Annotated in this window: 26 protein-coding genes; 18 read left to right on the forward strand and 8 right to left on the reverse strand. The window is 66.0% G+C overall.

Annotated elements, in window-relative coordinates:
- Positions 1 to 10: 10 nt before the first annotated feature.
- Genes ACZY1I_RS00375 through ACZY1I_RS00385 form a run of 3 tightly spaced genes read right to left on the reverse strand, consistent with a single transcriptional unit; the run spans position 11 to position 3191 of the window.
- Positions 11 to 1879, reverse strand: coding sequence for a GMC family oxidoreductase N-terminal domain-containing protein (locus tag ACZY1I_RS00375; RefSeq protein ID WP_463752325.1), 1869 nt, complete (start codon positions 1877 to 1879; stop codon positions 11 to 13).
- A complete protein-coding gene (locus tag ACZY1I_RS00380; protein WP_463752326.1) occupies positions 1876 to 2217 on the reverse strand; it encodes a hypothetical protein in 342 nt (113 codons plus the stop codon). The genes ACZY1I_RS00375 and ACZY1I_RS00380 overlap by 4 nt, the downstream gene beginning before the upstream one ends.
- A complete protein-coding gene (locus tag ACZY1I_RS00385; protein WP_463752327.1) occupies positions 2214 to 3191 on the reverse strand; it encodes a hypothetical protein in 978 nt (325 codons plus the stop codon). Before ACZY1I_RS00385 ends, ACZY1I_RS00380 begins: the two co-directional genes overlap by 4 nt.
- 85 nt (positions 3192 to 3276) lie before the next feature.
- Here ACZY1I_RS00385 and ACZY1I_RS00390 point away from each other — a divergent pair, with 85 nt between their 5' ends.
- Positions 3277 to 3999 carry a FadR/GntR family transcriptional regulator gene (locus tag ACZY1I_RS00390; protein ID WP_463752328.1) on the forward strand — a complete coding sequence of 241 codons (723 nt, stop codon included), beginning with the start codon at positions 3277 to 3279 and terminating at the stop codon, positions 3997 to 3999.
- 37 nt (positions 4000 to 4036) lie between these two features.
- On the opposite strand, the gene ACZY1I_RS00395 is transcribed toward ACZY1I_RS00390, so the two are convergent.
- On the reverse strand, positions 4037 to 4816 hold the full coding sequence (locus ACZY1I_RS00395) for a DUF3109 family protein (protein ID WP_463752329.1): 780 nt from the start codon (positions 4814 to 4816) through the stop codon (positions 4037 to 4039).
- 127 nt (positions 4817 to 4943) lie between these two features.
- Between ACZY1I_RS00395 and ACZY1I_RS00400 the strand changes: the two genes are divergently transcribed.
- From ACZY1I_RS00400 to ACZY1I_RS00440, 9 genes are all read left to right on the forward strand, one after another.
- Positions 4944 to 5963, forward strand: coding sequence for a Ppx/GppA family phosphatase (locus tag ACZY1I_RS00400; RefSeq protein WP_463752330.1), 1020 nt, complete (start codon positions 4944 to 4946; stop codon positions 5961 to 5963).
- A complete protein-coding gene (locus ACZY1I_RS00405; RefSeq protein ID WP_463752331.1) occupies positions 5960 to 7042 on the forward strand; it encodes a hypothetical protein in 1083 nt (360 codons plus the stop codon). Before ACZY1I_RS00400 ends, ACZY1I_RS00405 begins: the two co-directional genes overlap by 4 nt.
- A 16-nt stretch (positions 7043 to 7058) precedes the next feature.
- The gene (locus ACZY1I_RS00410; RefSeq protein ID WP_463752332.1) at positions 7059 to 7901 is read left to right on the forward strand and encodes a sugar phosphate isomerase/epimerase family protein; all 843 of its coding nucleotides are present in this window, start codon (positions 7059 to 7061) and stop codon (positions 7899 to 7901) included.
- A 1-nt stretch (position 7902) separates the two neighbouring features.
- A complete protein-coding gene (locus ACZY1I_RS00415) occupies positions 7903 to 8745 on the forward strand; it encodes a thioesterase family protein (RefSeq protein WP_463752333.1) in 843 nt (280 codons plus the stop codon).
- 31 nt (positions 8746 to 8776) lie between these two features.
- Entirely contained in the window at positions 8777 to 9655 is an 879-nt protein-coding gene (gene proC, locus ACZY1I_RS00420) for a pyrroline-5-carboxylate reductase (RefSeq protein ID WP_463752334.1), read from the forward strand.
- Between the two features lie 139 nt (positions 9656 to 9794).
- Positions 9795 to 10055, forward strand: coding sequence for a cell division/environmental response transcriptional regulator (locus ACZY1I_RS00425; RefSeq protein ID WP_463752335.1), 261 nt, complete (start codon positions 9795 to 9797; stop codon positions 10053 to 10055).
- A 333-nt stretch (positions 10056 to 10388) separates the two neighbouring features.
- A complete protein-coding gene (locus tag ACZY1I_RS00430) occupies positions 10389 to 10490 on the forward strand; it encodes a 30S ribosomal protein bS22 (protein WP_003402602.1) in 102 nt (33 codons plus the stop codon).
- Between the two features lie 67 nt (positions 10491 to 10557).
- Complete coding sequence (locus ACZY1I_RS00435; RefSeq protein ID WP_463752336.1) at positions 10558 to 11682, forward strand: SDR family oxidoreductase; 1125 nt, start codon at positions 10558 to 10560, stop codon at positions 11680 to 11682.
- Positions 11683 to 11688: 6 nt separating this feature from the next.
- Positions 11689 to 12765 (forward strand): lysophospholipid acyltransferase family protein, encoded by a 1077-nt coding sequence (locus ACZY1I_RS00440; RefSeq protein ID WP_463753433.1) that lies wholly within the window; start codon positions 11689 to 11691, stop codon positions 12763 to 12765.
- A gap of 63 nt (positions 12766 to 12828) precedes the next feature.
- Here ACZY1I_RS00440 and ACZY1I_RS00445 read toward each other — a convergent pair whose 3' ends face one another.
- From ACZY1I_RS00445 to ACZY1I_RS00455, 3 genes are read right to left on the reverse strand one after another with little or no spacing between them, the layout of a single operon-like run.
- Complete coding sequence (locus ACZY1I_RS00445; protein ID WP_463752337.1) at positions 12829 to 13755, reverse strand: cyclopropane mycolic acid synthase family methyltransferase; 927 nt, start codon at positions 13753 to 13755, stop codon at positions 12829 to 12831.
- A 23-nt stretch (positions 13756 to 13778) separates the two neighbouring features.
- Positions 13779 to 14279, reverse strand: a complete 501-nt coding sequence (locus ACZY1I_RS00450) for an FAS1-like dehydratase domain-containing protein (protein ID WP_463752338.1) — start codon at positions 14277 to 14279, stop codon at positions 13779 to 13781.
- 44 nt (positions 14280 to 14323) lie between these two features.
- Entirely contained in the window at positions 14324 to 15244 is a 921-nt protein-coding gene (locus ACZY1I_RS00455; protein WP_463752339.1) for an HAD family hydrolase, read from the reverse strand.
- Positions 15245 to 15357: 113 nt separating this feature from the next.
- On the opposite strand from ACZY1I_RS00455, the gene ACZY1I_RS00460 reads away from it, so the two are divergent.
- The 7 genes from ACZY1I_RS00460 (at position 15358) to ACZY1I_RS00490 (ending at position 21679) form a co-directional block, all read left to right on the forward strand.
- A complete protein-coding gene (locus ACZY1I_RS00460) occupies positions 15358 to 15624 on the forward strand; it encodes a glutaredoxin family protein (RefSeq protein ID WP_463753434.1) in 267 nt (88 codons plus the stop codon).
- Between the two features lie 133 nt (positions 15625 to 15757).
- The gene (locus ACZY1I_RS00465; RefSeq protein ID WP_463752340.1) at positions 15758 to 17122 is read left to right on the forward strand and encodes a glutamyl-tRNA reductase; all 1365 of its coding nucleotides are present in this window, start codon (positions 15758 to 15760) and stop codon (positions 17120 to 17122) included.
- A 13-nt stretch (positions 17123 to 17135) separates the two neighbouring features.
- Positions 17136 to 18083 (forward strand): hydroxymethylbilane synthase, encoded by a 948-nt coding sequence (gene hemC, locus ACZY1I_RS00470; RefSeq protein WP_463753435.1) that lies wholly within the window; start codon positions 17136 to 17138, stop codon positions 18081 to 18083.
- Positions 18084 to 18105: 22 nt separating this feature from the next.
- Complete coding sequence (locus tag ACZY1I_RS00475) at positions 18106 to 19770, forward strand: bifunctional uroporphyrinogen-III C-methyltransferase/uroporphyrinogen-III synthase (RefSeq protein WP_463752341.1); 1665 nt, start codon at positions 18106 to 18108, stop codon at positions 19768 to 19770.
- 91 nt (positions 19771 to 19861) lie between these two features.
- Complete coding sequence (gene hemB, locus ACZY1I_RS00480; protein ID WP_463752342.1) at positions 19862 to 20842, forward strand: porphobilinogen synthase; 981 nt, start codon at positions 19862 to 19864, stop codon at positions 20840 to 20842.
- A 37-nt stretch (positions 20843 to 20879) separates the two neighbouring features.
- A complete protein-coding gene (locus ACZY1I_RS00485; protein WP_463752343.1) occupies positions 20880 to 21434 on the forward strand; it encodes a DUF3093 domain-containing protein in 555 nt (184 codons plus the stop codon).
- Entirely contained in the window at positions 21431 to 21679 is a 249-nt protein-coding gene (locus tag ACZY1I_RS00490) for a hypothetical protein (protein WP_463752344.1), read from the forward strand. Before ACZY1I_RS00485 ends, ACZY1I_RS00490 begins: the two co-directional genes overlap by 4 nt.
- Here the strand turns inward: ACZY1I_RS00490 and ACZY1I_RS00495 are convergent.
- Entirely contained in the window at positions 21663 to 22088 is a 426-nt protein-coding gene (locus tag ACZY1I_RS00495; protein ID WP_463752345.1) for an STAS domain-containing protein, read from the reverse strand. The two genes, ACZY1I_RS00490 and ACZY1I_RS00495, sit on opposite strands and share 17 nt — an antisense overlap.
- Before the next feature lie 298 nt (positions 22089 to 22386).
- Between ACZY1I_RS00495 and ACZY1I_RS00500 the strand changes: the two genes are divergently transcribed.
- The gene (locus tag ACZY1I_RS00500; protein ID WP_463753436.1) at positions 22387 to 23622 is read left to right on the forward strand and encodes an acyltransferase family protein; all 1236 of its coding nucleotides are present in this window, start codon (positions 22387 to 22389) and stop codon (positions 23620 to 23622) included.
- The last annotated feature ends 49 nt before the right edge of the window (positions 23623 to 23671 follow it).

The following is a 23671-nucleotide window of genomic DNA, read 5'->3' on the forward strand; positions in this document are numbered from 1 at the left end:
CGGAGTGTAGTTAGCGTGCCCCACCGACCACTTCGTCGGCGACGGCCAGCGCCATCGCCATGATCGACAACTGCGGATTGACCTCGGGGCAGCTGGGCAGGATCGATGCGTCGGCGACCCACACGCCGTTGACGCCCCGCAGTCGGCCCGCCTCGTCGACTGGACACAACTGCTCACGGGATCCGGCGGCCGCGGTGCCGGTCGGGTGGAAAGCAGAAAGGTGCAGGCTCTTCGGGTTGGTACGCGCCAGCACGTCCTGCAGTTCCGTCTCCGACTTCACCGTCATCGCACCGGGTAGCCCGGTGAGTACCTCGACGGCTCCGGCAGCGAACAGCAACCGGCCGATTGCCTGCAGTGCGACTCGCAGCTTTGCGACGTCGCCCTGGGCGATGTCGTAGCGCACCACTGTCTCGCCACCGATTGAGCGCACCGAGCCGACGCCCTCGTCGGCCACCATCGCGCCGAACGTCGCAATCCGTGGTGCTTCGTCAAGCCAGTGCAGCAGCTCGGTGCCGAAGCCGGGAAAGATGATCGACCCCATGCCCGGGGGCGTGGAGGTTGCCTCGATCAGCACCCCGTCGGACTCGTGGAATTCGTGGACGGCTGCACTTTGCAGAACGCCGCGCCAGGCGTAGACGTCTTCGGAGAAGCGCCCGGCGAGCAAGGTCGCGGGATGCAGCGCCAGGTTGCGGCCCAGTCGTGGATGTCGGCCAAGTCCGCTGCGCCGCAACAGCATTGGCGTCTCGGTTGCGCCAGCCGCGATCACCACGGTCTCGGCCAGGATGTCGATCGCGGTGCCGTCGGGCCTACGGGCCCGCACTCCTGTGGCGCGGCCGTTCTCGTGCAGCACCCGCTCGACGCGCGCTTGCGAGATGATGCGGGCTCCGGCCGCACAAGCCTGCGGCAGCGCATTGAGGTGCACACCGAATTTGGCGTTGTGCGGGCAGCCGATCGCGCATTGGCAGCAGCCCGCACAGCCCGGCGCGTTGCGTGGGATGGGCGCCGCCCGCCAGCCCAGTGAGTCGGCGGCGTCGAGCAATAAGTTGCCGTTGCGGCCCATGACGCCGCGCGGCGCCGGTGCGACCTGCAGCGTGCGCTCGACCTCGTCCAGGTGGCTGCCCAACCGCTGCGGGTCGGCAATGGCCAGGCCGAACTCGTCGCGCCAGCGTCGCTGCACGGCATCCGGGGGCCGGAAGCAGGTGCCCGAGTTGACGACGGTGGTGCCGCCGACCGCCCGGCCCACCGGTAACACCACGGTCGGGCGTCCCAGCGCAAACGTGGCGCCGGCACCCCGGTAGAGGCCCGCGTAGCGGTCGATCGGGTGGGTGGTCCGAAATTCCTCGACCGTCCACCGCCGTCCCTCTTCCAGAACGACGGCGTCCAGGCCTGCGCGGGCCAGGGTGCGGGCTGCCATCGCGCCGCCGGCGCCGGAACCGACGATCACCACATCGGTGGTGACGACGGAGGCGCTTTCGGCTGACGGGGTGACGTTCAAGACCGCGTCCGGGCGTACCACGATGTCATCCTCGGCGCGGGACAGCAGTTCCTGTGCGAAGTTGTCGGCGCCGTTGGCCAACAGCCCGATTACCTTCATTCCCTCGACGGCCGCGCCCGCGTCGGTGTTCAGCGCGGCGATGCGGCGCAGCACCCGTTCTCGTTCGGCCGGTGGCAGCTTTGCCAACGACCGGCCGGTGGTGAGGTAGCTCGCGGCGGACATCGAGATCAGTCCGGCGCGCACCGCCAGTCGCGTGGTGGCCGGCATTTGGGACAGGTACCGGTCAACGCGCTCGACGAACTTGGCCGGTGGCGGACCGCCGTGTTCCTCGGGGAGCAGCGCCGTGCCGAACGACGCCGTCGCTCGCTCTGCGAGCCGACTCATGCGCGCGACGAAAGCAGGCGCCCGAGCCCGCGACCCAGCTTGAGGAAGAACGGGTAGGTCGCGAAAATACCGCCGGCGGTGGCGTGTGCAGGCCAGTCCAGCTCGTCGGTGTTCACCGCGAAAACGCCGCTGTTCCACATGAAGTCGCGGCCGTTCTGGGCACGGAACGGGCGCCACAGGAAGCCCAGTCCGGGCACATTGTTGTAGAGGCCGAACGACCCAGCGAAGAATATGCCGAGGACCGCGGCTTCGACGACGTCGCGACGCGCAGCGGGGAAGCGGCGTTCGATGAGCACTCCGGAGGCGAACAGCAGTGGTGGGTCAAGGGCAAAGCTCATGACGGGATCCTTTCGTTGATGACGGGTGCCTGGTCTCCGCGCAGGCCGACCTCGGTATGGCCGGTGCCGACTACCGACCAGCGGCGCTCCACCACTCGGGTGCCATTCACCCGGCGGCTGATTTCGATGTGGACGTCGGCCCGTTCGGTGTTGGTGCACACACACCGGCCTCCATCGGGATCGATGTATTCCAGGCTCACGCACCGGTCAGCCGGCTGGTCGACCCGGATCAGAACCTCGCGTCGGCCGATGTGCCCCTCGAGCTGCCAGTGCTCCAGGCCGAGCGTGGTTCGCATCCGCAGCGACGGCAAAGGCCCTGTGGGCCAGTCTTTTCCGTCCACGCGCAGGCGGACGAACGCCAAGGGTTTGAGGCGGTTCAGTCCGGGCTTGTGCGACACCGCGGTGACGGCCTCCAGAACGTTGCCGTCGCCGAGATCGGCGTGAATCCAGCCCCAGCGCTTGGCGTTACCGTGCCCGTAGATGTGGGCGACGTTCCCGCGCCACCCGTCGACGGGAGTGGCGGCGCCGTCGACCGTCAGCGAGCCGGCGAAGTCCGCGGTCGGTGCGAGTACCACTTGGGCGCCGGGCAACAACTCGCGCTCCCAGGCGATGCGAGGGAACGTCCACAGCGGCGCCGCGGCGTCCTTCCAGGACAGGTCCCAGGCCAGTGAGCCCGCGCGTCCGGTCAGCTGCTCCGGCCCGATCAAGGCTCCCGCCGCCTGGAACCAGGCTGGACCCGTCGCGGGTTGAACAGGCTCGGGGCCGAAGCGCTCGGTACGAGGTGGAGCGTCGGGCGGAAAGTGGGTGATCCAGCCGTGCGCGTACGGCGCCCCGGTCGAGGGGGCCACCGTCTCGCAGTGCACCCAGAGTCCGGCGCGCGTCACCGGATCCGAAAGGGTCGCGTACCAAACCTCCAGGCGGCCCGACGCGCCCTGCCAGCGCGGCGTCACCGCCGATCGCATCTCGTCGTCCATCGCTTACCTCCGGTTGCGACACGCACTCCTGGGACTGGACCGTCTAGACCGCGGTGTCGGTTACCTACTATAATTGGTTGAGCCAATGAACCAGTCAAGTCCGATCCCACCGCCCGAACGTCAGCGAGTCGACGAACAGATCGCTGCGTCGATCGCGGACGCCATCCTGGATGGCGTGTTTCCGCCCGGCACGACGTTGCCGCCGGAGCGCGAACTCGCTGATCAGCTCGGTGTCAACCGCACCTCGCTACGCCAGGGGTTGGCCCGGCTGCAGCAGATGGGTCTGATCGAAGTCCGCCAGGGCAGCGGCAGCATGGTTCGCGATCCCGAAGGACTCACCCATCCGGCCGTGGTGGAGGCGCTGGTCCGCAAGCTGGGTCCCGAATTTCTGGTGGAACTCCTGGAGATCCGCGCGGCGCTAGGTCCCTTGATGGGCCGGTTGGCAGCCGAACGAGGTACGCCCGACGACGGCGAGGCATTGCGCGCCGCACTGGCCGCGGTTCGGGAAACCGACACCTCCGAGGCACGCCAGGCGGCCGATCTTGCCTACTTTCATGTGCTGATTCACAGCACGCGCAACCGGGCTCTGGGGTTGCTGTACCGCTGGGTCGAACATGCCTTCGGTGGGCGTGAGCACGAGCTCACCGGCGCCTATGACGATCCCGATCCGGTGATTGCCGACCTGCTGGCGATCACCGAAGCCGTACTCGAGCACGATGCAGCGCGGGCTGCGGCGGCGGTCGAGACATACCTGAACGCGAGTGCGCTGCGGATGGTTCTGGCGTACACCAGGGGCGCCAAGGACTAGCCGGACGCGACTCGGTTGCTCGGTGAGAATGCTCCGGCTATTCGGCCGCGCGGGTCGCCGGATGCACCGCGATAAGCCCTAATTGACTGCGGCGCTTGCACATTGCGGCCAACTCCGCGTATGCCTTCTCGCCGAGAAGTTCGATGAGTTCGTCGGCGAGGCTCTGCCACACCTGCTTGGCGCCGACGTGGGCGGCTGGGTCTCCCGTGCAGTACCAGTGCAGGTCGGCCCCACCGGATCCCCAGCCGCGGCGGTCGTACTCGGTGATGGTGGTCTTCAGAATCTCCGTGCCGTCGGGCCGGGTCACCCAGTCCTGGCTGCGCCTGATCGGCAGCTGCCAGCAGACATCGGGTTTCATCGAAAGCGGTGTGACACCCAGCTTGAGGGCTTTGCTGTGCAGCGCGCAGCCGACGCCGCCGGAGAATCCGGGCCGGTTCAGGAAGATGCAGGCGTCCTTGTATTTGCGGGTGCGATATTGCGGTTCGCCCTCATGCTCGTCGAGTTCCAGGTACCCCTTGCGGCCCAGTCCCTTATCGCGAAACTGCCAGTCGGCCTTGGTCAGCTTGCTCACCGCGTCGTCGAGTCGCGCCCGGTCGTCGTCGTCGGACAGAAACGCGCCATGCGAGCAGCAACCGTCGTCCGGGCGACCCGCCACGGTGCCCTGACAGGCCGGCGTGCCGAATACGCACGTCCAGCGCGACAGCAGCCAGGTCAGATCCACCGCGATCAGGTGCTCGGGATTGTCGGGGTCGTAGAACTCCACCCATTCACGGGCGAAATCCAGTTCGACCTCTTGTCCGCGCAGCGAGTTAGCCACGGATGCAACGTTAGTCCAGGATTTCGGTTGGTACCGGCTTCGCCGCTCAGCGCGAGTCCGCGGTGTCGTCCGGTTGATGGAGCGGGTCGCGATTTGGGCGCGTCGTCATCCCGGCTAGTTTTGTTGCGTGCGATTGGGCGTGTTGGACGTGGGTAGCAATACCGTCCACTTACTGGTGGTCGATGCTCACCGCGGCGGGCATCCGACGCCGATGAGTTCGACCAAGGCGACTCTGCGCTTGGCGGAGGCCACTGACAGTTCCGGCAAGATCACCAAGCGCGGGGCCGACAAGCTGGTTTCAACCATCGACGAGTTCGCCAAGATTGCGGTCAGCTCCGGCTGCGCCGAACTGATGGCGTTCGCCACCTCCGCGGTGCGCGACGCGGAAAATTCCGATGACGTGCTGGCGCGGGTACGCAAAGAGGCCGGCGTCGAGTTGCAAGCCCTGCAGGGAGTCGACGAGTCGCGGCTGACCTTCCTGGCCGTGCGGCGGTGGTTCGGCTGGAGCGCGGGACGCATCATCAACCTCGACATCGGGGGCGGCTCGCTGGAGGTGTCCAGTGGGGTGGATGAAGAGCCCGATGTCGCGCTGTCGTTGCCGCTGGGCGCCGGACGGCTGACCCGCGAATGGTTGTCCGAGGATCCGCCGGGGCGACGTCGGATGGCCATGCTGCGCGACTGGCTGGACGCCGAACTGGCCGATGCCAGCGCCTCGGTCCTCGACGCCGGGGCACCCGATCTCGCGGTCGCGACGTCGAAGACGTTCCGGTCGCTGGCGCGTCTGACCGGTGCCGCCCCGTCCGCTGCCGGACCGCGGGTGAAGCGAACGCTGACAGCAAACAGCCTCAGACAACTCATATCTTTCATCTCTAGGATGACGACCGCCGACCGGGCAGAACTGGAAGGAGTCAGCGCCGAGAGGGCACCGCAGATCGTTGCGGGCGCTCTGGTAGCGGAGGCGAGCATGCGTGCGCTGTCGTTGGAAATGGTTGACATCTGCCCGTGGGCGTTACGGGAAGGTCTCATCTTGCGAAAACTCGACAGCGAAGCGGACGGAACCGCACTCGTTGAGACGCCGGTGCGCGATGCTGGAGGTCAGTTAGTTGATCGGAGCACGCCCACCCGATCGAGAGGCAGCAAACCATGAGCGGTCCACACTCGGAGACCGAGGACGCCAAGCAGGTTTCGGTGGCCGAGCTGTTGGCCAGGAATGGAACCATCGGAGAGCCGACGGTCACGCGGCGCCGCCGCCGACGACGCGGTGACGACTCCGTCTCCGTCGCCGAGCTGACCGGCGAGATCCCCATCATTCGGGACGTTCCTCGCCCACCGGATGCGCCGGCCCGACAGCCCGACATCAAGGCCCCCCAGCAACACCCCGCGCCGTCGGCTCCCGCCGCTCCGGCGCCACCCTCGGCCCCGCCCAACGGCGGTGTCCAGGTCGTCGAACCGGCTGTCTCGGCACCGCCCCAACCGGTCATTCCGCGGGCTCCCGAGCCCGCCGCCGAGAAGGCCGTCGAACCCGCCGCCAGGACGGTGTACTGGTCGGAACCTGAACCGCGCTGGCCCAAGTCCGACCCGTTCACCAAGCGCGGCTCCGGACCGGAGCGCAGCGAGTATCCGCGCCCACTGCGTCATATCAGCGTCAACGACGCCGACGCTCGGTCCGGCGCCGAGGGCATGAGCCCGGATCCGGTAGGCCATTACACCGACGCCTCCGTCGATGTGATGGACAGCGAGGTGCGCGAGGCGGAATCGTCGGTCGAGGACTCCGCGTACGTGCGCTCCTACCTACATGGTCCCGAAGGCCTGGACGGCAACACCGAACAGACCCTTTTCGGTGGCCAGTCCATCGCCGACGAGGTCGCCCGGCGTCGCGGCGAGCAGCAGCAACCAGCGGTGTTCGCCGAGGATCCTTCCCGTCCGGGTGACGCGGCGACGCCACGCAGCTCGGGCCGCAAGATGGCGGCTGTGGGGCGCGGCATCTTGACCGTGCTGCAGTCGATTCTGGCCGTGGCGTTCGGCGGGGGATTGTTCATCGCGTTCGACCAGCTGTGGCGCTGGAATGCCATCGTGGCTCTGGTGCTCTCGGTGTTGGTCATCCTTGGCCTGGTGGTCGGGGTCCGGGTGGTTCGCAAGACCGAGGACATCGCCAGCACCCTGATCGCCGTTGCGGTGGGTGCGCTGATCACTCTGGGGCCGATGGCCTTGTTGCAAACGGGTTAGGCGTCACAGACACACAGTGCGCCCAGCAATCAAAGTCGGCTTGTCGACGGCCTCGGTATACCCCCTGCGGGCCGAGGCCGCGTTCGAGTATGCCGCCAGACTCGGCTACGACGGAGTCGAGCTGATGGTCTGGAGCGAGTCCGTCAGCCAGGACATCGACGCCGTCCGCAAGCTGTCGGAGCGCTTTGGCGTGCCGGTGCTGTCTGTGCACGCACCCTGCCTGCTGATATCGCAGCGCGTGTGGGGCGCGAACCCGATCCACAAGCTGGACCGCAGTGTGCGTGCCGCAGAACAGTTGGGGGCACAGACAGTCGTCGTGCATCCGCCCTTTCGGTGGCAACGGCGCTATGCCGAGGGATTCAGCGAGCAGGTCAAGGCGCTGGAAGCGTCCAGCGACGTGATGGTCGCCGTGGAGAACATGTTCCCCTTCCGCGCGGACCGGTTCTTCGGGCTCGATCAGACCAGAGAACGGATGCGCCGGCGCGGCGGCGGCCCGGGCGTTGCCATCTCGGCGTTCGCACCGTCCTACGATCCGCTGGACGGCGAGCACGCGCACTACACGTTGGACCTATCGCACACTTCGACCGCGGGAACCGACTCGGTGGAAATGGCGCGCCGGATGGGGCCGGGATTGGTGCACCTGCACCTGTGCGACGGCAGCGGTCTGCCTGCCGACGAGCACCTGGTGCCAGGTCGCGGTACCCAGCCGACCGCCGAGGTGTGCCAGATGCTGGCCAACAGCAACTTCGCCGGTCACGTCGTTCTGGAAGTCTCCACTTCCAGCGCCCGTTCCGCCGCGGAACGCGAGGCCATGCTCGTCGAGTCGCTTCAATTCGCCCGCACCCACCTGCTGCGGTGACATGAGCACACTGTTCACCGCGGCCATGGCGCTGCGTGAGGTGACTGCTGGACCGGACGGTCCGGTATTCGAGGGCGAGCTCAACGAGCATTGGACCATCGGCGCCAAGGTGCACGGCGGGGCCATGATCGCGTTGTGCGCCAAGGCGGCGCGTACGGCCGTCGGCGGAGCAAACCTGCAGCCGGTGGCGGTCTCGGCGAATTTTCTGTCCGCGCCTGATCCGGGGCCGATGCAACTGGTGACCTCGATCCGTAAGCGTGGCCGCCGGATCAGCGTGGTCGACGTCGAACTCGTCCAGGGCGAACGCGCCGCGGTGCACGCCGTGGTCACGTTGGGTGAGCCGGAGCATCATCTTCCGGGTAAGAGCCAGCCGCTACTGTCGGCGAACCCGGTATTGGATCTGATGGCACCCGAGCCGCCTGATGACGTGGCACCGATCGGACCCGGCCACCGGTCGGCGGGCCTGGTGCATCTGAGTGCGGGCTGCGATATCCGGCCGGTGCTTTCCACCATGGACCCGGTGACCGATGGCCGGCCGCCACTGCTGCAGATGTGGGCGCGACCACGCGGGGTGGCACCGGATGCGCTGTTCGCCCTCCTGTGCGGCGATCTGTCGGCGCCGGTGACCTTCGCTGTCGACCGCATGGGCTGGGCGCCGACCGTGCAAATCACCGGCTTCCTGCGGGCATTGCCGGTCGACGGCTGGCTGAGAGTGATCTGCACCTGTGTCGAGATCGGCCAGGACTGGTTCGATGAAGACCACACCGTCGTCGATTCGGCGGGGCGCCTGGTGGTGCAAACGCGCCAGCTGGCCCTGGTGCCGCCTGAGCTGCCTACCCGGTAGCCCAAGTCCGATGTCTGCCATGCTTTCCCGCATGGCGAGAATCGCGATCATCGGTGGCGGGAGTATCGGCGAGGCATTGTTGTCGGGTCTGCTGCGGGCGGGCCGCCAGGTCAAAGACCTGGTAGTGGCCGAACGCATGCCGGATCGGGCCAAGTATCTGTCGACGACCTACGGGGTGCTGGTGGTCCCCTCGGCCAAGGACGCGGCGCAGAACGCGGCCTTCGTGGTGGTCGCAGTCAAGCCGGCCGACGTCGAGGCGGTGATGGGCGACCTGACCAGCGCCGCCGCCGCGGCCGAGCACGACAGCGCTGAGCAGGTTTTCGTCACCGTCGCGGCCGGCGTCACCGTCGGCTTCTTCGAATCCAAACTTCCGGCCGGAACCCCGGTGATCCGGGCCATGCCCAACGCGGCGGCGCTGGTGGGGGCGGGTGTCACCGCACTGGCCAAGGGCCGGTTCGTCACCCCGCACCAGCTTGATGAGGTTTCCGCACTGTTTGACGCGGTCGGCGGCGTGCTGACGGTTCCCGAGCAGCACATGGATGCGGTCACCGCGGTGTCGGGTTCTGGACCGGCGTATTTCTTCCTGCTCGTCGAAGCCCTGGTGGACGCAGGCGTCGCGGTGGGGTTGAGCCGGCAGGTGGCCACGGATCTGGCCGCCCAGACCATGGCGGGGTCGGCGGCGATGCTGTTGGAGCGCATGGATGAAGAGCGGCGACCCGCCGACGGCGAGCCGATCGGCTTGCGGGTCGACTCGTCGCCTGCCCAGCTGCGGGCATCGGTCACTTCGCCCGGTGGTACCACCGCAGCGGCGCTGCGCGCGCTCGAACGGGGTGGATTCCGGGTGGCGGTCGATGATGCCATCCAAGCTGCCAAAAACCGTTCTGAGCAGCTAAGAATTACATCGGAGTAATAAAAGAATTTCGAACTGATTGTCTCTCACCAGTACCAGTAACCCCACTGGTCCCGCTATTCTCCTCTTGTATGCCTGTGTGGGTGCCAGCGGAGGGGAAGCCGCTGGCATTGCTCGGGCCTGACAGGATTGGGTTGCGATGACGTCAACGAACGGGCCGTCGGTACGGGATTCCGCAGGCAAAGGGGCACGAGACAACGGTCCGGCCGATGCGCAGCAAGCACGTGCGCAGTTTCTGACTGTCGCCGAGGTTGCGGCGCTGATGCGGGTCTCCAAGATGACGGTGTACCGGCTGGTGCACAACGGCGAGCTGCCCGCGGTTCGGGTCGGCCGTTCTTTCCGGGTCCACGCCAAGGCCGTCCACGACATGTTGGAGACGTCCTACTTCGACGCGGGCTAACCGGGAGCGGTCGCAAGCGCGGCGTGGCCGGGTGCGGCGGGCCGCGACCATTCGGGCCGCGACCAGTCGGGCCGGGAGCGGTCGCAAGCGCGGCGTAGCCGGGTGCGGCGGGCCGCGACCATTCGGACTAGCCTCGGTCTCAGGTCGGGCACAGCGACAGCTGGGGCCCAGCTTCGACAGTCGCCGTCAGCGGTTGCGCGGATGGCGGGTTCCAAATTGCGAAAGCCGTGGTCAAGCCGGTAGGCATCTAGCCGGTTTGGTGTTGCGGGTAAGCAGTTGGGTAAAGTTACACGGTCAATTCATAATGCGGTCACGGGTCAGATAGCGGAGTTCATGGGTTCAGTAATTAAGAAGCGGCGCAAACGTATGTCCAAGAAGAAGCACCGCAAGCTGCTACGTCGCACCCGGGTGCAGCGCAGAAAACTTGGCAAGTAAGTCTTGCCGGCGCGCGCTGTCACCAGTCCGTAACGCCGTCGTCCCTGCTCCTCGTTAGGCTGTCGGAGTGGATCCGTCGAATGATCGTGATGGCGGGGGGACCAGCGGCGGGGATGCCGTGCACTACCCGAAGGTGGTGCTGGTCACCGGTGCGTGCAGATTCCTGGGCGGTTATCTAACTGCTCGGCTCGTGCAGAACCCGCTGATCAACCGCGTCATCGCGGTGGATGCGATCGCGCCGAGCAAAGACATGCTGCGCCGGATGGGGCGCGCCGAGTTTGTGCGCGCCGACATCCGTAATCCTTTCATCGCCAAGGTGATTCGAAACGGCGATGTCGATACCGTGGTGCACGCCGCGGCCGCGTCCTATGCGCCGCGGTCCGGCGGTAGCGCGGCGCTCAAGGAACTCAACGTGATGGGCGCGATGCAGTTGTTCGCTGCCTGTCAGAAGGCGCCCACGGTGCGCCGCGTCGTGCTCAAGTCGACGTCCGAGGTGTACGGGTCGAGCGAACACGATCCGGTGATGTTCACCGAGGACAGCAGCAGCCGTAAACCCTTCCGGGAGGGTTTCGCCAAGGACAGCCTCGATATCGAGGGCTACGTGCGTGGGCTCGGCCGGCGCCGACCCGATATCGCGGTCACCATCCTGCGGTTGGCCAACATGATCGGGCCGGCGATGGACACCACGTTGTCGCGATACTTGGCCGGCCCTGTGGTGCCGACGATGTTCGGTCGTGACGCGAGATTCCAACTGCTACACGAGCAGGACGCGCTGGGTGCGTTGGAGCGGGCGGCGATGGCCGGACGGGCCGGCACGTTCAACATCGGCGGCAGCGGCATCATCATGCTGTCCCAGGCAATTCGCCGGTCCGGTCGAATTCCGTTGCCAGTTCCAGGTTTTGGTGTGTGGGCCCTGGATTCGCTGCGACGGGCCAATCGGTATACCGAGATCAATCGCGAGCAGTTCAACTACCTCAGTTACGGCCGCGTGATGGACACCACCAGGATGCGAACAGACCTCGGCTACCAGCCAAAATGGTCGACGGCAGAGGCCTTCGACGACTACCTGCGCGGCCGCGCCATGACTCCCATAATCGACCCGCATCGGGTACGCTCCTGGGAGGGTCGTGCCATATCGTTGGCGCAGCGCTGGGGTAGACAAAGTCCCCTTCCGCGATCGGGTAAAAGATAGATTTGGATAAGCAACGTGGCGGGTGATTCCAAAGCCAATGTCATACCACTGCACACCAATCGGGGTCGTGTAGCTGCGCGGCGTCGCGCCGCTCAGCGGGCAGATGCGTCCGGTCAACATCCTTCGTTGCTCTCTGACCCGAGCGGTCGCGCCTCGGCCGAAGAACTCGCCGCCGTCGTCCGGGAAATCGATCAGCACCGGCGTGCCGCGGGTGCTGCGACGCCGGAAGAAGCACCCCTCACCGACGTTGCGCAGCGGGTCGCCGCAGTTGCCGGATTCTTCCGGCAGCGGTTGCTCGGCGACTACACCGTCGACGAATTCGGGTTCGATCCGCACTTCAACGACGCCATCGTCCGGCCGCTGCTGAGGTTCTTCTTCAAGTCCTGGTTCCGCGTCGAGGTCACCGGCATCGAGAACATCCCCAGTGATGGCGCGGCATTGGTCGTGGCCAATCACGCCGGCGTACTGCCGTTCGACGGTTTGATGCTGTCGGTGGCGGTGCACGACGAACACCCGGCGGAGCGGGACCTGCGGTTGCTGGCCGCCGACATGGTCTTTGATTTACCTGTCGTGGGGTCGACTGCCCGCAAGGCAGGCCACACCATGGCGTGCACGGCGGACGCACACCGGTTGCTCGCCTCTGGCGAACTCACCGCGGTGTTTCCCGAGGGATACAAGGGCCTGGGAAAGCGATTCGAGGATCGCTACCGGTTGCAGCGGTTTGGTCGGGGCGGCTTCGTTTCGGCGGCGCTGCGCACCAAGGCGCCGATCGTGCCGTGCTCGATCATCGGGTCCGAAGAGATCTATCCGATGCTGACCGATGTGAAGCTGCTGGCGCGACTGTTCGGTCTGCCGTACTTCCCGGTGACTCCGCTGTTCCCGCTGGCCGGCCCGGCCGGACTGGTCCCGTTGCCGTCGAAGTGGCGCATCGCGTTTGGTGAGCCGATCAACACCGCCGACTATGCCCAGAGTGACGCCGAGGACCCGATGGTCACCTTCGAGTTGACCGACCAGGTGCGCGAGACCATCCAGCAGACGCTGTACCGGCTGTTGGCCGGGCGTCGCAACATCTTCTTCGGCTGACCTTCCCCGCTACCCAAACTAAAACGCCGCCGCGGATTCGCGGCGGCGTTTAGTCGTCTTGGGTTACTTGGTCAGGGTGAACTGGCACACGTTGGTGTAGCCGTCCCGGAACAGATCCGAACAACCGGTCAGGTAGTGCTGCCAGATGTCGTACATCTCTTGGCCTTTGAGCTCGATGGCCTTTTCCTTGTGTCGGATAAGCGCCTCGGACCAGGTGTCCAAGGTGGGAACGTAATTCTTCCCGATGTAGTGGTGGCGCTCGATCTTGAAGCCCGCCTCCGTCGAGTAGCGGTCCACCTGCTCCACCTGAGGCAACTTACCGCCCGGGTAGATCTCCCTCAGAATGAAGCTGATGAAGCGCAGCAGCGTCATCGTCGTCTTCAAGCCCATCGCCCTACCCTCTTCGGCGGTGGGCACCACGATGGTGTGCAGCAGGAAACGGCCGTCGTCGGGCAGCAAGCTGTAGTACTTCTTGAAGAAGGTCGCGTAGCGCTGGTATCCGGCGTCGCCGGCCCCATCGGCGAAGTGCTCGAAGGCACCCAGCGAGACGATGCGGTCGACCGGCTCGTCGAAAAGCTCCCAGCCCTGCAACCGCACCTCTTTGCGGCGGGGGCTGTCCATCTCGTCGAACTTCTGCTGGCAGTGTGCCAACTGGTTCTCGCTGAGCGTCAGTCCGATGACGTTGACGTCGTAGTGCTCGACAGCGTGCCGCATGGTCGAACCCCAGCCGGAGCCGATGTCGAGCAGGGTCATGCCGGGCTCGAGGTTGAGCTTGTCCAGTGCCAGCTTGCGCTTGGCGAACTGCGCCTCTTCCAGCGTCTTACTCTGGGGCTCGTCGATATTCGGGTTCTCGTCGAAATAAGCGCAGCTGTACGTCATCGACGGGTCGAGCCACAGCTTGAAGAATTCGTTGGAACGGTCGTAATGCGACTGCACTGCCTCTACTGGCGGCTGCAGCTGGGTTCCACCCCCGGTGCCTTCTGATGTCATAAAAGCGACGCTACCTGCCACGATCAGATGGATGCAATTGCGGCCACGGTTGCTTCAGCGTCGGCGTCGTGGCTGGCCGCCTCGCCCAGCATGGTGACTACGCTGGTCACTATGGGGTTGCCTTCCCCGTCGGTCACTTCGCTGCGGATCTCGGCCAACACGGTGCCATGGGACTCGATAACCGAGTCCAGGTAGGTGTCGAAATGCAGCTCGTCACCGACCAGGATCGGCCGGTGAAATCGAAACTTCTGGTCACGGTGCATGACCCTGGCGATATTGATCGGGATGCTGAACTTGGTGAATATCTCCAGCTGAACGCGGCGTCCGGCGATAGCCAGGAACGTCAGCGGGGCCACGATCGAGGGGTAACCGGCTTCGGCGGCGGCGGCCTCGTCCCAGTGGGACGGGTGCTCGTCTTGGACCGACTGGGCGAATTCGCGGATCTTTTCGCGGCCGACTACGAAGTGGTCTTCCTGCCGGTAGTGCTTACCGATGATTCCTTCGGCTCCCTGAGGAAGTGTCATGACGCCGCTTTCCGCTCGAAGAGTTTGCTCAGCGGCGCAGCTTATCAGCGTGATTGACGACGGGACGCCAAAGCCGCTAGCGCGCCGCCCGCCGCGCCCAGCGCCAGGGCTGACGGCACCCCGATGCGCGCGGCCTTGCGAGCAGTGCGGAAGTCGCGAATTTCCCATCCTCGTTCGCGGGCCAGGCTGCGCAGTCGGGCGTCGGGATTGATCGCAACCGCGGTGCCCACCAGCGACAGCATCGGCACATCGTTGTAGCTGTCGGAATACGCGGTACAGCGTTTGAGGTTGAGGCCCTCCCGGATGGCCAGGGAGCGCACCGCGTGTGCTTTGCCGACGCCGTGCAGGATGTCACCCACCAACCGGCCGGTGAATATGCCGTCGGCCGATTCGGCCACCGAGCCAAGGGCCCCGGTCAGGCCGAGTCGGCGGGCGATGGTGGCAGCCAACTCGTAAGGCGTGGCGGTGATCAACCACACCTGCTGGCCGGCGTCGAGGTGCATCTGGGTGAGCTCGCGGGTCCCAGACCAGATCTTGTCGGCGATGATCTCGTCGTAGATTTCCTCGCCAAGCTGAATCAGCTCGTCGACCGAGCGGCCCTCGATGAAGGTCAACGCTTTACGGCGGCCGGCGGCGACGTCCTCGGCGTTCTCCTTGCCGAGTACCTGAAACTTGGCCTGGGCGTAAACGAATCCGAGCACGTCCCGATAGGTGAAGTAGTCCCGCGCGGCCAGTCCGCGGCCGAAGTGCACCGCCGAGGAGCCCTGCACCAACGTGTTGTCGACGTCGAAGAACGCGGCGGCGGTCAGATCGACGGGCGGCTGGGGGCGATCGCCCGGGGAAGCGGCGTGCAAGCCGTCGAGCGCACGTTCGGCGCTGGCATTGGCGGCCAGTGACTCGAGGTCTAAATGACCGGTGTGGGCCCCGGGGTCGGCGGAGCCGTCGGTGGGGTCAGAGGAAGCCATCACACACCTCCCAAGTCGCTGAGTAGGCCGGTTCCCGGTCCCTGGAAGCTAGCGAGCTGGCATCAACCCTATCCGGCCGAGGGAATGCCAGACTGGTGAGCATGACCGAGCCCGTGAGCCGACCTCGAGTGGAGTTGTTGACGCGGGCCGGATGTTCGATCTGCGTGCGCGTGCACGCCGAGTTGGCCGAGCTTGCCGCCGAATTGAACTTCGATCTGACCAGCACCGATGTCGATGCGGCTGCCGGCGCCGGAAACCCCGGGTTGCGGGCCGAGTTCGGTGATCGGCTGCCGGTGGTGCTGCTGGACGGTCGGGAACACAGCTACTGGGAGGTCGACGAACCCCGGTTGCGGGCCGACATCGCGGCAATCGCCCGGTGAGCGGCGTCACGCTGGCCCCATGTCACGAGCGACGTCACTCCCGCGTATTTGGTCACACACCTGACAACCGTTTACCGTAGGTAGAAGTTCACTTTCCGACGCAGTAAGGGAGCGGGGGTCGGGTGATGCTGCCGTGAGCATCTTGCTCTTCGGGGTTTCGCACCGCAGCGCGCCGGTTTCCATTTTGGAACAGCTCAGCATCGACGAGTCGGATCAAGTCAAGATCGTCGACCAGCTGTTGCAGTCACCGTTGGTGACCGAGGCGATGGTGCTGTCGACTTGCAACCGGGTTGAGATCTACGCCGTAGTGGATGCGTTTCACGGCGGCCTCTCGGTGATCGGGCAGGTGCTCGCCGAGTACTCCGGTCTGCCGATGGGCGACCTGACCAAGCACGCCTACGTCCGCTACAGCGAGGCCGCCGTCGAGCACCTGTTCGCGGTGGCCAGCGGGTTGGATTCGGCCGTGGTGGGCGAGCAGCAGGTGCTGGGCCAGGTGCGCCGGGCCTATGCGTCCGCCGAGGCCAACAGCACCGTAGGCCGGGTGCTGCACGAACTGGCGCAGCGCGCATTGTCGGTAGGCAAGCGCGTGCACTCCGAAACCGCGATCGACGCCGCCGGTGCCTCAGTGGTGTCGGTGGCCCTGTGCATCGCCGAGCGCAAGCTGGGCACCCTCGGCGGCAAGACGGCCGCTGTGGTCGGTGCCGGGGCTATGGGTGCGCTGTCGGTGGCCCACCTGACGCGCGCCGGTATCGACCGCGTGCACGTCGTGAACCGGTCACTGACCCGGGCGCAGCGACTGGCGGGCCGAATCAGCGAATCGGGCATATCGGCCGAGGCGCTGACTCTGGATCGCCTCGCCGACGCGTTGGCCGACGCCGACGTGGTGGTCAGCTGCACTGGGGCGATCAGCCCGGTGATCTCGCTCGCCGACGTCCATAACGCACTGGCCAACTCGCAGCGTGACGAAGCCACGAAGCCGCTGGTCATCTGCGACCTGGGAATGCCGCGGGATGTCGACCCGGCGGTGGCCGGCCTACCCGGTGTCCTCGTCGTCGACGTGGATCGGGTGCAACACGAACCTTCGGCGCACGTGGCGGCCGCGGACGTCGATGCCGCCCGTCACATCGTTGCCGCAGAGGTTGCCGCGTACCTGGCGGGCCAGCGTATGGCAGAGGTCACACCGACGGTTACCGCACTTCGTCAGCGTGCCGCCAACGTGGTGGAGGCAGAGTTGCTGCGCCTGGATAACCGGTTGCCGGGGCTGGAACGCACGGAGCGCGAGGAAGTGGCCCGCACGGTGCGACGGGTGGTCGACAAGCTGCTGCACGCCCCGACGGTACGTATCAAACAACTCGCCAGTGCGCCCGGCGGCGACAGCTATGCCGAAGCGCTACGCGAGCTTTTCGAACTGGACCAGACCGCGGTCGACGCGGTAGCGGCTGGTGAATTACCAGTCATACCAAGCAGTTTCGATAATCCTAAGCAGTCGGCCGAATAACTGATTGGTGTATGTGATCCGGATAGGCACTCGGGGCAGTCTGCTGGCTACGACTCAGGCCGCGACCGTCAGAGACGCACTGATCGCCAACGGCCATCCGGCCGAATTGGTGACGATCAGCACAGTGGGCGATCAATCGTCGGCACCCATCGAGACGCTAGGTGTGGGGGTCTTCACAACCGCGCTGCGGGAGGCCATGGACGACGGTCGCGTCGACGCTGCTGTGCACTCGCACAAAGATTTGCCGACGGCCCATGACCCACGCTTCGTCATCGCGGCCATACCGCCACGGAACGACGCCCGCGATGCTGTTGTAGCCCGTGACGGGATGGTGCTCGGGGAGTTGCCGGTGGGTTCGCTGGTGGGGACGTCCTCGCCACGGCGGGCGGCCCAGCTTAGAGCACTGGGTCTCGGTTTGGAAATCCGCCCCCTACGAGGCAACCTAGATACCAGGTTGAACAGGGTAAGCAGTGGTGATCTTGATGCCGTCGTGGTGGCCCGGGCCGGTCTGGCCCGAATAGGTCGTCTCGACGACATCACCGAGACGTTGGAGCCGGTACAAATGTTGCCAGCGCCTGCTCAGGGGGCTCTCGCCGTCGAGTGTCGGGCCGGCGACAGCCGGTTGGTCGCAGTGTTGGCGGAATTGGACCACGCCGACACACGTGTGGCCGTCACCGCTGAGCGAACCTTGCTCGCCGAATTGGAGGCTGGTTGCTCCGCACCGGTCGGCGCGATCGCGGAAGTGGTCGAGTCGATCGATGAGGAGGGGCGGGTCTTCGAAGAGCTGTCGCTGCGCGCATGTGTGGCGGCACTCGACGGATCCGATGTGATCCGCGCGTCCGGTATCGGCGCCTCCGATCGGGCACGGGAGCTAGGTCTCTCGGTTGCTGCGGAGCTGTTCGAACTGGGTGCTCGTGAATTGATGTGGGGAGCACGGGAAGACCCCGTGCGGAGAAGTTGAAAGAGACGTGGGAGCGACAACGATGACGCGAGGGCGTAAGCCGACACCGGGCCGCATCACATTCGTGGGCTCTGGGCCTGGCGACCCCGGTCTGCTGACTACCAGGGCTGCGACGGTGCTTGCGAATGCAGCGTTGGTGCTGACCGACCCCGACGTGCCCGAGCCTGTGCTCGCGCTGATCGGCAAAGATCTGCCTCCGGTTTCCGGTCCGGCGCCTGCGGAGCCGGCGTCCGGCAGTTCAGATTCCGGTGCGACTACGTCGAGTCCGGAAACGGCGAGCGCGGTGCTGTCGGGTGGTCCCGACATCCGTCCCGCACTCGGGGATCCCGCCGAGGTCGCGAAGACCCTCACCGCCGAAGCCCGTTCCGGCTTCGACGTGGTGCGGTTGGTGGCGGGTGACCCGTTGTCCGTGGATTCGGTGATCACCGAGGTGAACGCCGTCGCGCGGACCCATCTGCACGTCGAGATCGTCCCCGGCCTGGCACCCAGCAGCGCCGTGCCGACCTACGCGGGGTTGCCGCTGGGTTCCTCGCACACCGTTGCCGACGTGCGGGGCGACGTGGACTGGGAGGCGCTTGCCGCGGCCCCGGGGCCACTGATCCTGCAGGCCACCACGTCGCACCTGGCTGAGGCCGCGCGCGCACTGATCGACCACGAGCTGGCCGACAGCACTCCGTGCGTGGTGACCGCGCAGGGCACCACCTGTCAGCAGCGGTCGGTGGAGACCACGTTGCAAGGTCTGCTCGATCCCGCCGTCCTGGGCGGCAGCAGCGACCCGGCCGGTCCGTTGACCGGGCCATTGGTGGTGACCATCGGCAAGACGGTGACCAGCCGCGCCAAGCTGAACTGGTGGGAGAGCCGGGCACTGTACGGCTGGACCGTGCTGGTGCCGCGCACCAAGGACCAGGCCGGCGAGATGAGCGAGCGGTTGACGTCCTACGGCGCACTGCCCATCGAGGTGCCGACCATCGCCGTCGAACCTCCCCGAAGCCCGGCGCAGATGGAACGCGCCGTCAAGGGCCTGGTCGACGGCCGGTTCCAGTGGGTGGTGTTCACGTCCACCAACGCGGTGCGGGCGGTGTGGGAGAAGTTCGGCGAGTTCGGTCTGGACGCCCGTGCGTTCTCCGGCGTGAAGATCGCGTGTGTCGGCGAGTCGACGGCAGACCGGGTTCGCGCGTTCGGAATCAGCCCCGAGCTGGTGCCGTCCGGCGAACAGTCCTCGCTGGGGCTGCTGGACGAATTCCCGGAGTACGACAGCATTTTCGACCCGGTGAACCGGGTGCTGCTGCCGCGTGCCGACATCGCCACCGAGACGCTGGCCGAGGGTCTGCGCGAGCGTGGTTGGGAAATCGAGGACGTGACCGCTTACCGGACCGTGCGCGCGGCCCCGCCGCCGGCCTCTACCCGCGAGATGATCAAGACGGGTGGGTTCGACGCGGTGTGCTTCACCTCGAGCTCCACCGTGCGCAACCTGGTCGGCATCGCCGGCAAGCCGCATGCGCGCACCATCATTGCCTGCATCGGTCCCAAGACTGCCGAGACGGCCGCCGAGTTCGGCCTGCGGGTGGATGTCCAGCCGGAGACTGCAGCGGTCGGACCGCTGGTAGACGCGCTGGCCGAGCATGCCGCGCGGTTGCGCGCCGAGGGAGCGCTGCCCCCGCCGCGCAAAAAGAGCCGTAGGCGGTGACTTTTCGGGCGTTGACTCTGCGTCCAGGGCGCAAAAGTGCGAGTAGCTCTCACCCTCAGCGCAGAGTCAGCGCACGCGGCTAGGAGGTTCAGTGGCGTTTCCCCGGCAGCGACCGCGCCGGCTGCGGTCCACCCCGGCTTTGCGCCGTCTGGTGGCGCAGACCTCCTTGGAGCCAAGGCATCTGGTGCTGCCGATGTTCGTCGCAGACGGACTTGACGGACCGCGACCGATCGAATCCATGCCAGGCGTGGTGCAACACAGCCGCGACTCGTTGCGCAGTGCCGCCGCCGACGCCGTGGCCGCCGGGGTGGGTGGGCTGATGCTGTTCGGCGTGCCCCGGGAGGAAGACAAGAACCCATACGGCTCCGCCGGCACAGACCCCGACGGCATTCTCAACGTCGCATTGCGCGACCTGGCCAAAGACCTCGGCGACACCACGGTGTTGATGGCAGACACCTGCCTGGATGAGTTCACCGACCACGGGCACTGCGGCGTGTTGGACGCGTCGGGCCGGGTCGATAATGACGCCACCCTGGCTCGCTACGTGAAACTCGCTGTGGCGCAAGCGGAATCCGGCGCACACGTGGTGGGGCCCAGCGGGATGATGGATGGCCAGGTGGCCGCGATTCGGGACGGTCTGGACGCGGCGGGCCACACCGACGTGGTGATCCTCGCGTACGCCGCGAAGTTCGCATCCGCGTTCTACGGCCCGTTTCGTGAGGCAGTGGGCTCGAGTCTGTCCGGAGACCGACGCACCTATCAGCAGGAGCCCGGTAACGCCCGCGAGGCGCTGCGCGAGATCGACTTGGATCTCGCCGAGGGCGCCGACATTGTGATGGTCAAGCCGGCTCTGGGGTATCTGGACGTCGTAGCGGCCGCAGCAGCGGTGTCTCCGGTTCCGGTGGCGGCGTATCAGGTGTCGGGGGAGTACGCGATGATTTGTGCGGCGGCGGCCAACAACTGGATCGACGAGCGTGCCGTCGCGCTGGAAACACTGACCAGCATCCGGCGGGCCGGAGCCGATATCGTGCTCACCTATTGGGCTGCCGACGTGGCGCGTTGGCTTTCCTGACAAGCCCGCTGGGTAACAATCAAAACGTGAGGTTCATATGACAGCACCGAAGGAACCCCCAGAAAGGCGGTTGTTCTTCGAGCCCGGGGCGACCTGGTACTGGATCGTGGCCGGCCCGGCGGCGGCGGGGTCGTTGATCTATATCCAGCACGTCAACCACGTCCCGATCTCGCTCTTGGTTCCAACGATTTTTCTGGTGCTGATCACAGGCTTCGTGGCGTTGCAGGTCAAGGCGGCGCGTATCCACACCTCGGTTGAGCTGACGGACAAGACATTGCGGCAGGGCACCGAGACGATCCTGGTTCGCGACATCGTCAAGGTGTATCCGGAGGCCGAGAACTCGGTGAAGTCCGACAAGCCGCTGGCCAGATGGCAGGAGGCGCGCGCGCTCGGTGAACTGTTCGGCGTGCCGCGCGGCCGCTACGGCATCGGCCTCAGACTCACCGGGGATCGCACCGCGCAGGCGTGGGCGCGGCGCCATCGTCACCTACGTGATGTCCTAGTTCCACTGATTGAGCAGCGGACTGGGAAATTTGTCGCTGATGATGCCGTCGAAGAAGTCGACGACGACGACAACGAGTCGATTCTGTGAACCGCCGACTCCGAGCGTTGATTGAGCTGCTCGTCGCGGGCGTTGCTCTGGTCGCGATGGCGGTGAGTTGGCTGCACACTCGGTCCACAATCGCTGTTGCGCCAGTGACCGAGGGCCAGCCCGCGACCATGTCAGTCGTCTACCACCCGCAGCTACTCGTGTTGACGCTGACGCTGGCTACGGTCGCGGGAATCTTTGCGGTCGTCGGCCTGAACAGGTTGAGGCGCGCTAAGCAGACTTTTTGACCAGCGGCAGGACCAGCTGCCGGCGCCAGGCGATCGCGTCGGCGAGGTTCCGCAGGGCTTTGTGCACCGAGTGGGTCATCGGGAATGCGGCCTCTTCGGGGTCGCCCAGCAGCGCGCTGACGATGGGGTTGGCGACGAGGGTCCACTCCACCCCGGCGGCGCGGCACTCGTCGTCGAACGTGCAGAACAACGCGATGGCAGCTGACGAGAAGTGGTTGATATCGCTTAGGTCGAGCACCACGGGATGGTCGGCCAGCACGAAACGTCGTACGTACTCGCTCACCTGATCGACGTTGACGGCGTCAAGCTCGCCACGGATCGTCACCACTGTGGCCAGATGGCGGTAGTGCGCCCGGATCTGGGCGCCGCCACATTCGACGGCGATCGGCCTTGCGATTGCGATAGTCACTGAACAGCCCCATTCCCCTTGGCGCGACGACCAAGCCCTGTCTATAAGGTGCCCGCTAAATGTAAGGAGACCGACAGCCGCGACTAACTCTTTACTAAGGAAGCGCTGTCCAGGCGAGGAGCGACTCGCCGCCGTGCGCCCCGATCACGCTGTTAGGCTGCTTTCGCTGCCCCAGGCGGGGGCTCGCGATAGGGGCGGTTACGCCCCGATCAGGCCGAGATGAACGGCAATCCAGACAGCGGAACAGCAGAATCCAGGCGGAAATAACCTCGTGTCCAGCGGAGAGCCCAAGAATGAGATCAGGGGGCAGATCAAAGGGGAGATCAAAGCCCTGACCGGGCTGCGAATCATCGCCTCGCTGTGGGTAGTGCTGTTTCACTTCCGTCCGATGGTGGCCGATGCGTCGCCGGATTTCCGTGAGAACCTCGCGCCGGTGCTGAACTGCGGAGCGCAGGGCGTCGACCTGTTCTTCATTCTCAGTGGGTTCGTCCTGACCTGGAACTACCTCGACCGGATGGGCGAGGCGTGGTCGACCCGGGCAACGCTGAACTTTCTGTGGCTGCGGCTGGCCAGGGTGTGGCCGGTCTACCTGGTCACCTTGCATCTGGCGGCCTTCTGGGTGATCCTCACGCTGCACGTCGGCCACACGCCCTCGCCAGAGGTGGGCAGGTTCACCGCGATCAGCTATGTGCGCCAAGTGCTGTTGGTACAGCTCTGGTTTCAGCCCTACTTCGACTTTTCCAGCTGGGACGGGCCGGCCTGGTCGATCAGTGCGGAGTGGCTGGCCTACCTTCTGTTCGGCCTGCTCGTGCTGGTGATCTTCCGGATTCAGATCGTGACGAGGGCCCGCGGCCTCATGCTGCTGGCTTTCGCGGCGTCGTTGCCCCCGGTGCTGATGCTGCTGTCCAGCGGAGTGTTCTACACGCCGTGGAGTTGGTTGCCGCGCATCGTGACTCAGTTCGCCGCCGGCGCCTTGGCTTGTGCCGCGGTGCGCCGATTGCGCCTGAGTGAACGCGCCCGTCTCGTCGCCGGTTATGTGTCTCTGCTGCTGGTCGTCGCCTTGGTCGGCATTCTGTACTTTTTCGACGCGCATCCGATCTCCGGGGTGATCGACAGCAGCGGGGTTGTCGACCTGCTGTTCGTCCCGATCGTGATCACGCTGGCGGTCGGCCTGGGCAGTTTGCCGAGGCTGCTGTCGACCAGGTTGATGGTGTACGGCGGGGAGATCTCGTTCGGCCTGTACATGGTCCACGAGCTGGTACACACCTCGTGGACGTGGGCCGTGGTCAACTTCCAACTGCAGCCGTGGGAACAGGACAACCCGTGGCGATGGAACATTTTCGGTCTGATCGTGATCGCGCTACTGCTGTCGATGCTGATGTATCGCTTCGTCGAAGAGCCGGCACGTCGTTGGATGCGCCGAATGATCGGCGCCAGGCCGGCACCCGCTGGCTCGCTGCCGAACGACTCGCCCGGAGCCAAGCTGCATCCCATCGACGGCACCTTGTCCGGGGTTCCGTCTCGCGCGGTGTGAGAGCCGCGGATCGCCCCAGTTCGTCGGGGCCGCAAGCGAGTTGACGCCG

The sequence above is a fragment of the Mycobacterium sp. IDUB_37 genome (genome assembly GCF_055419245.1).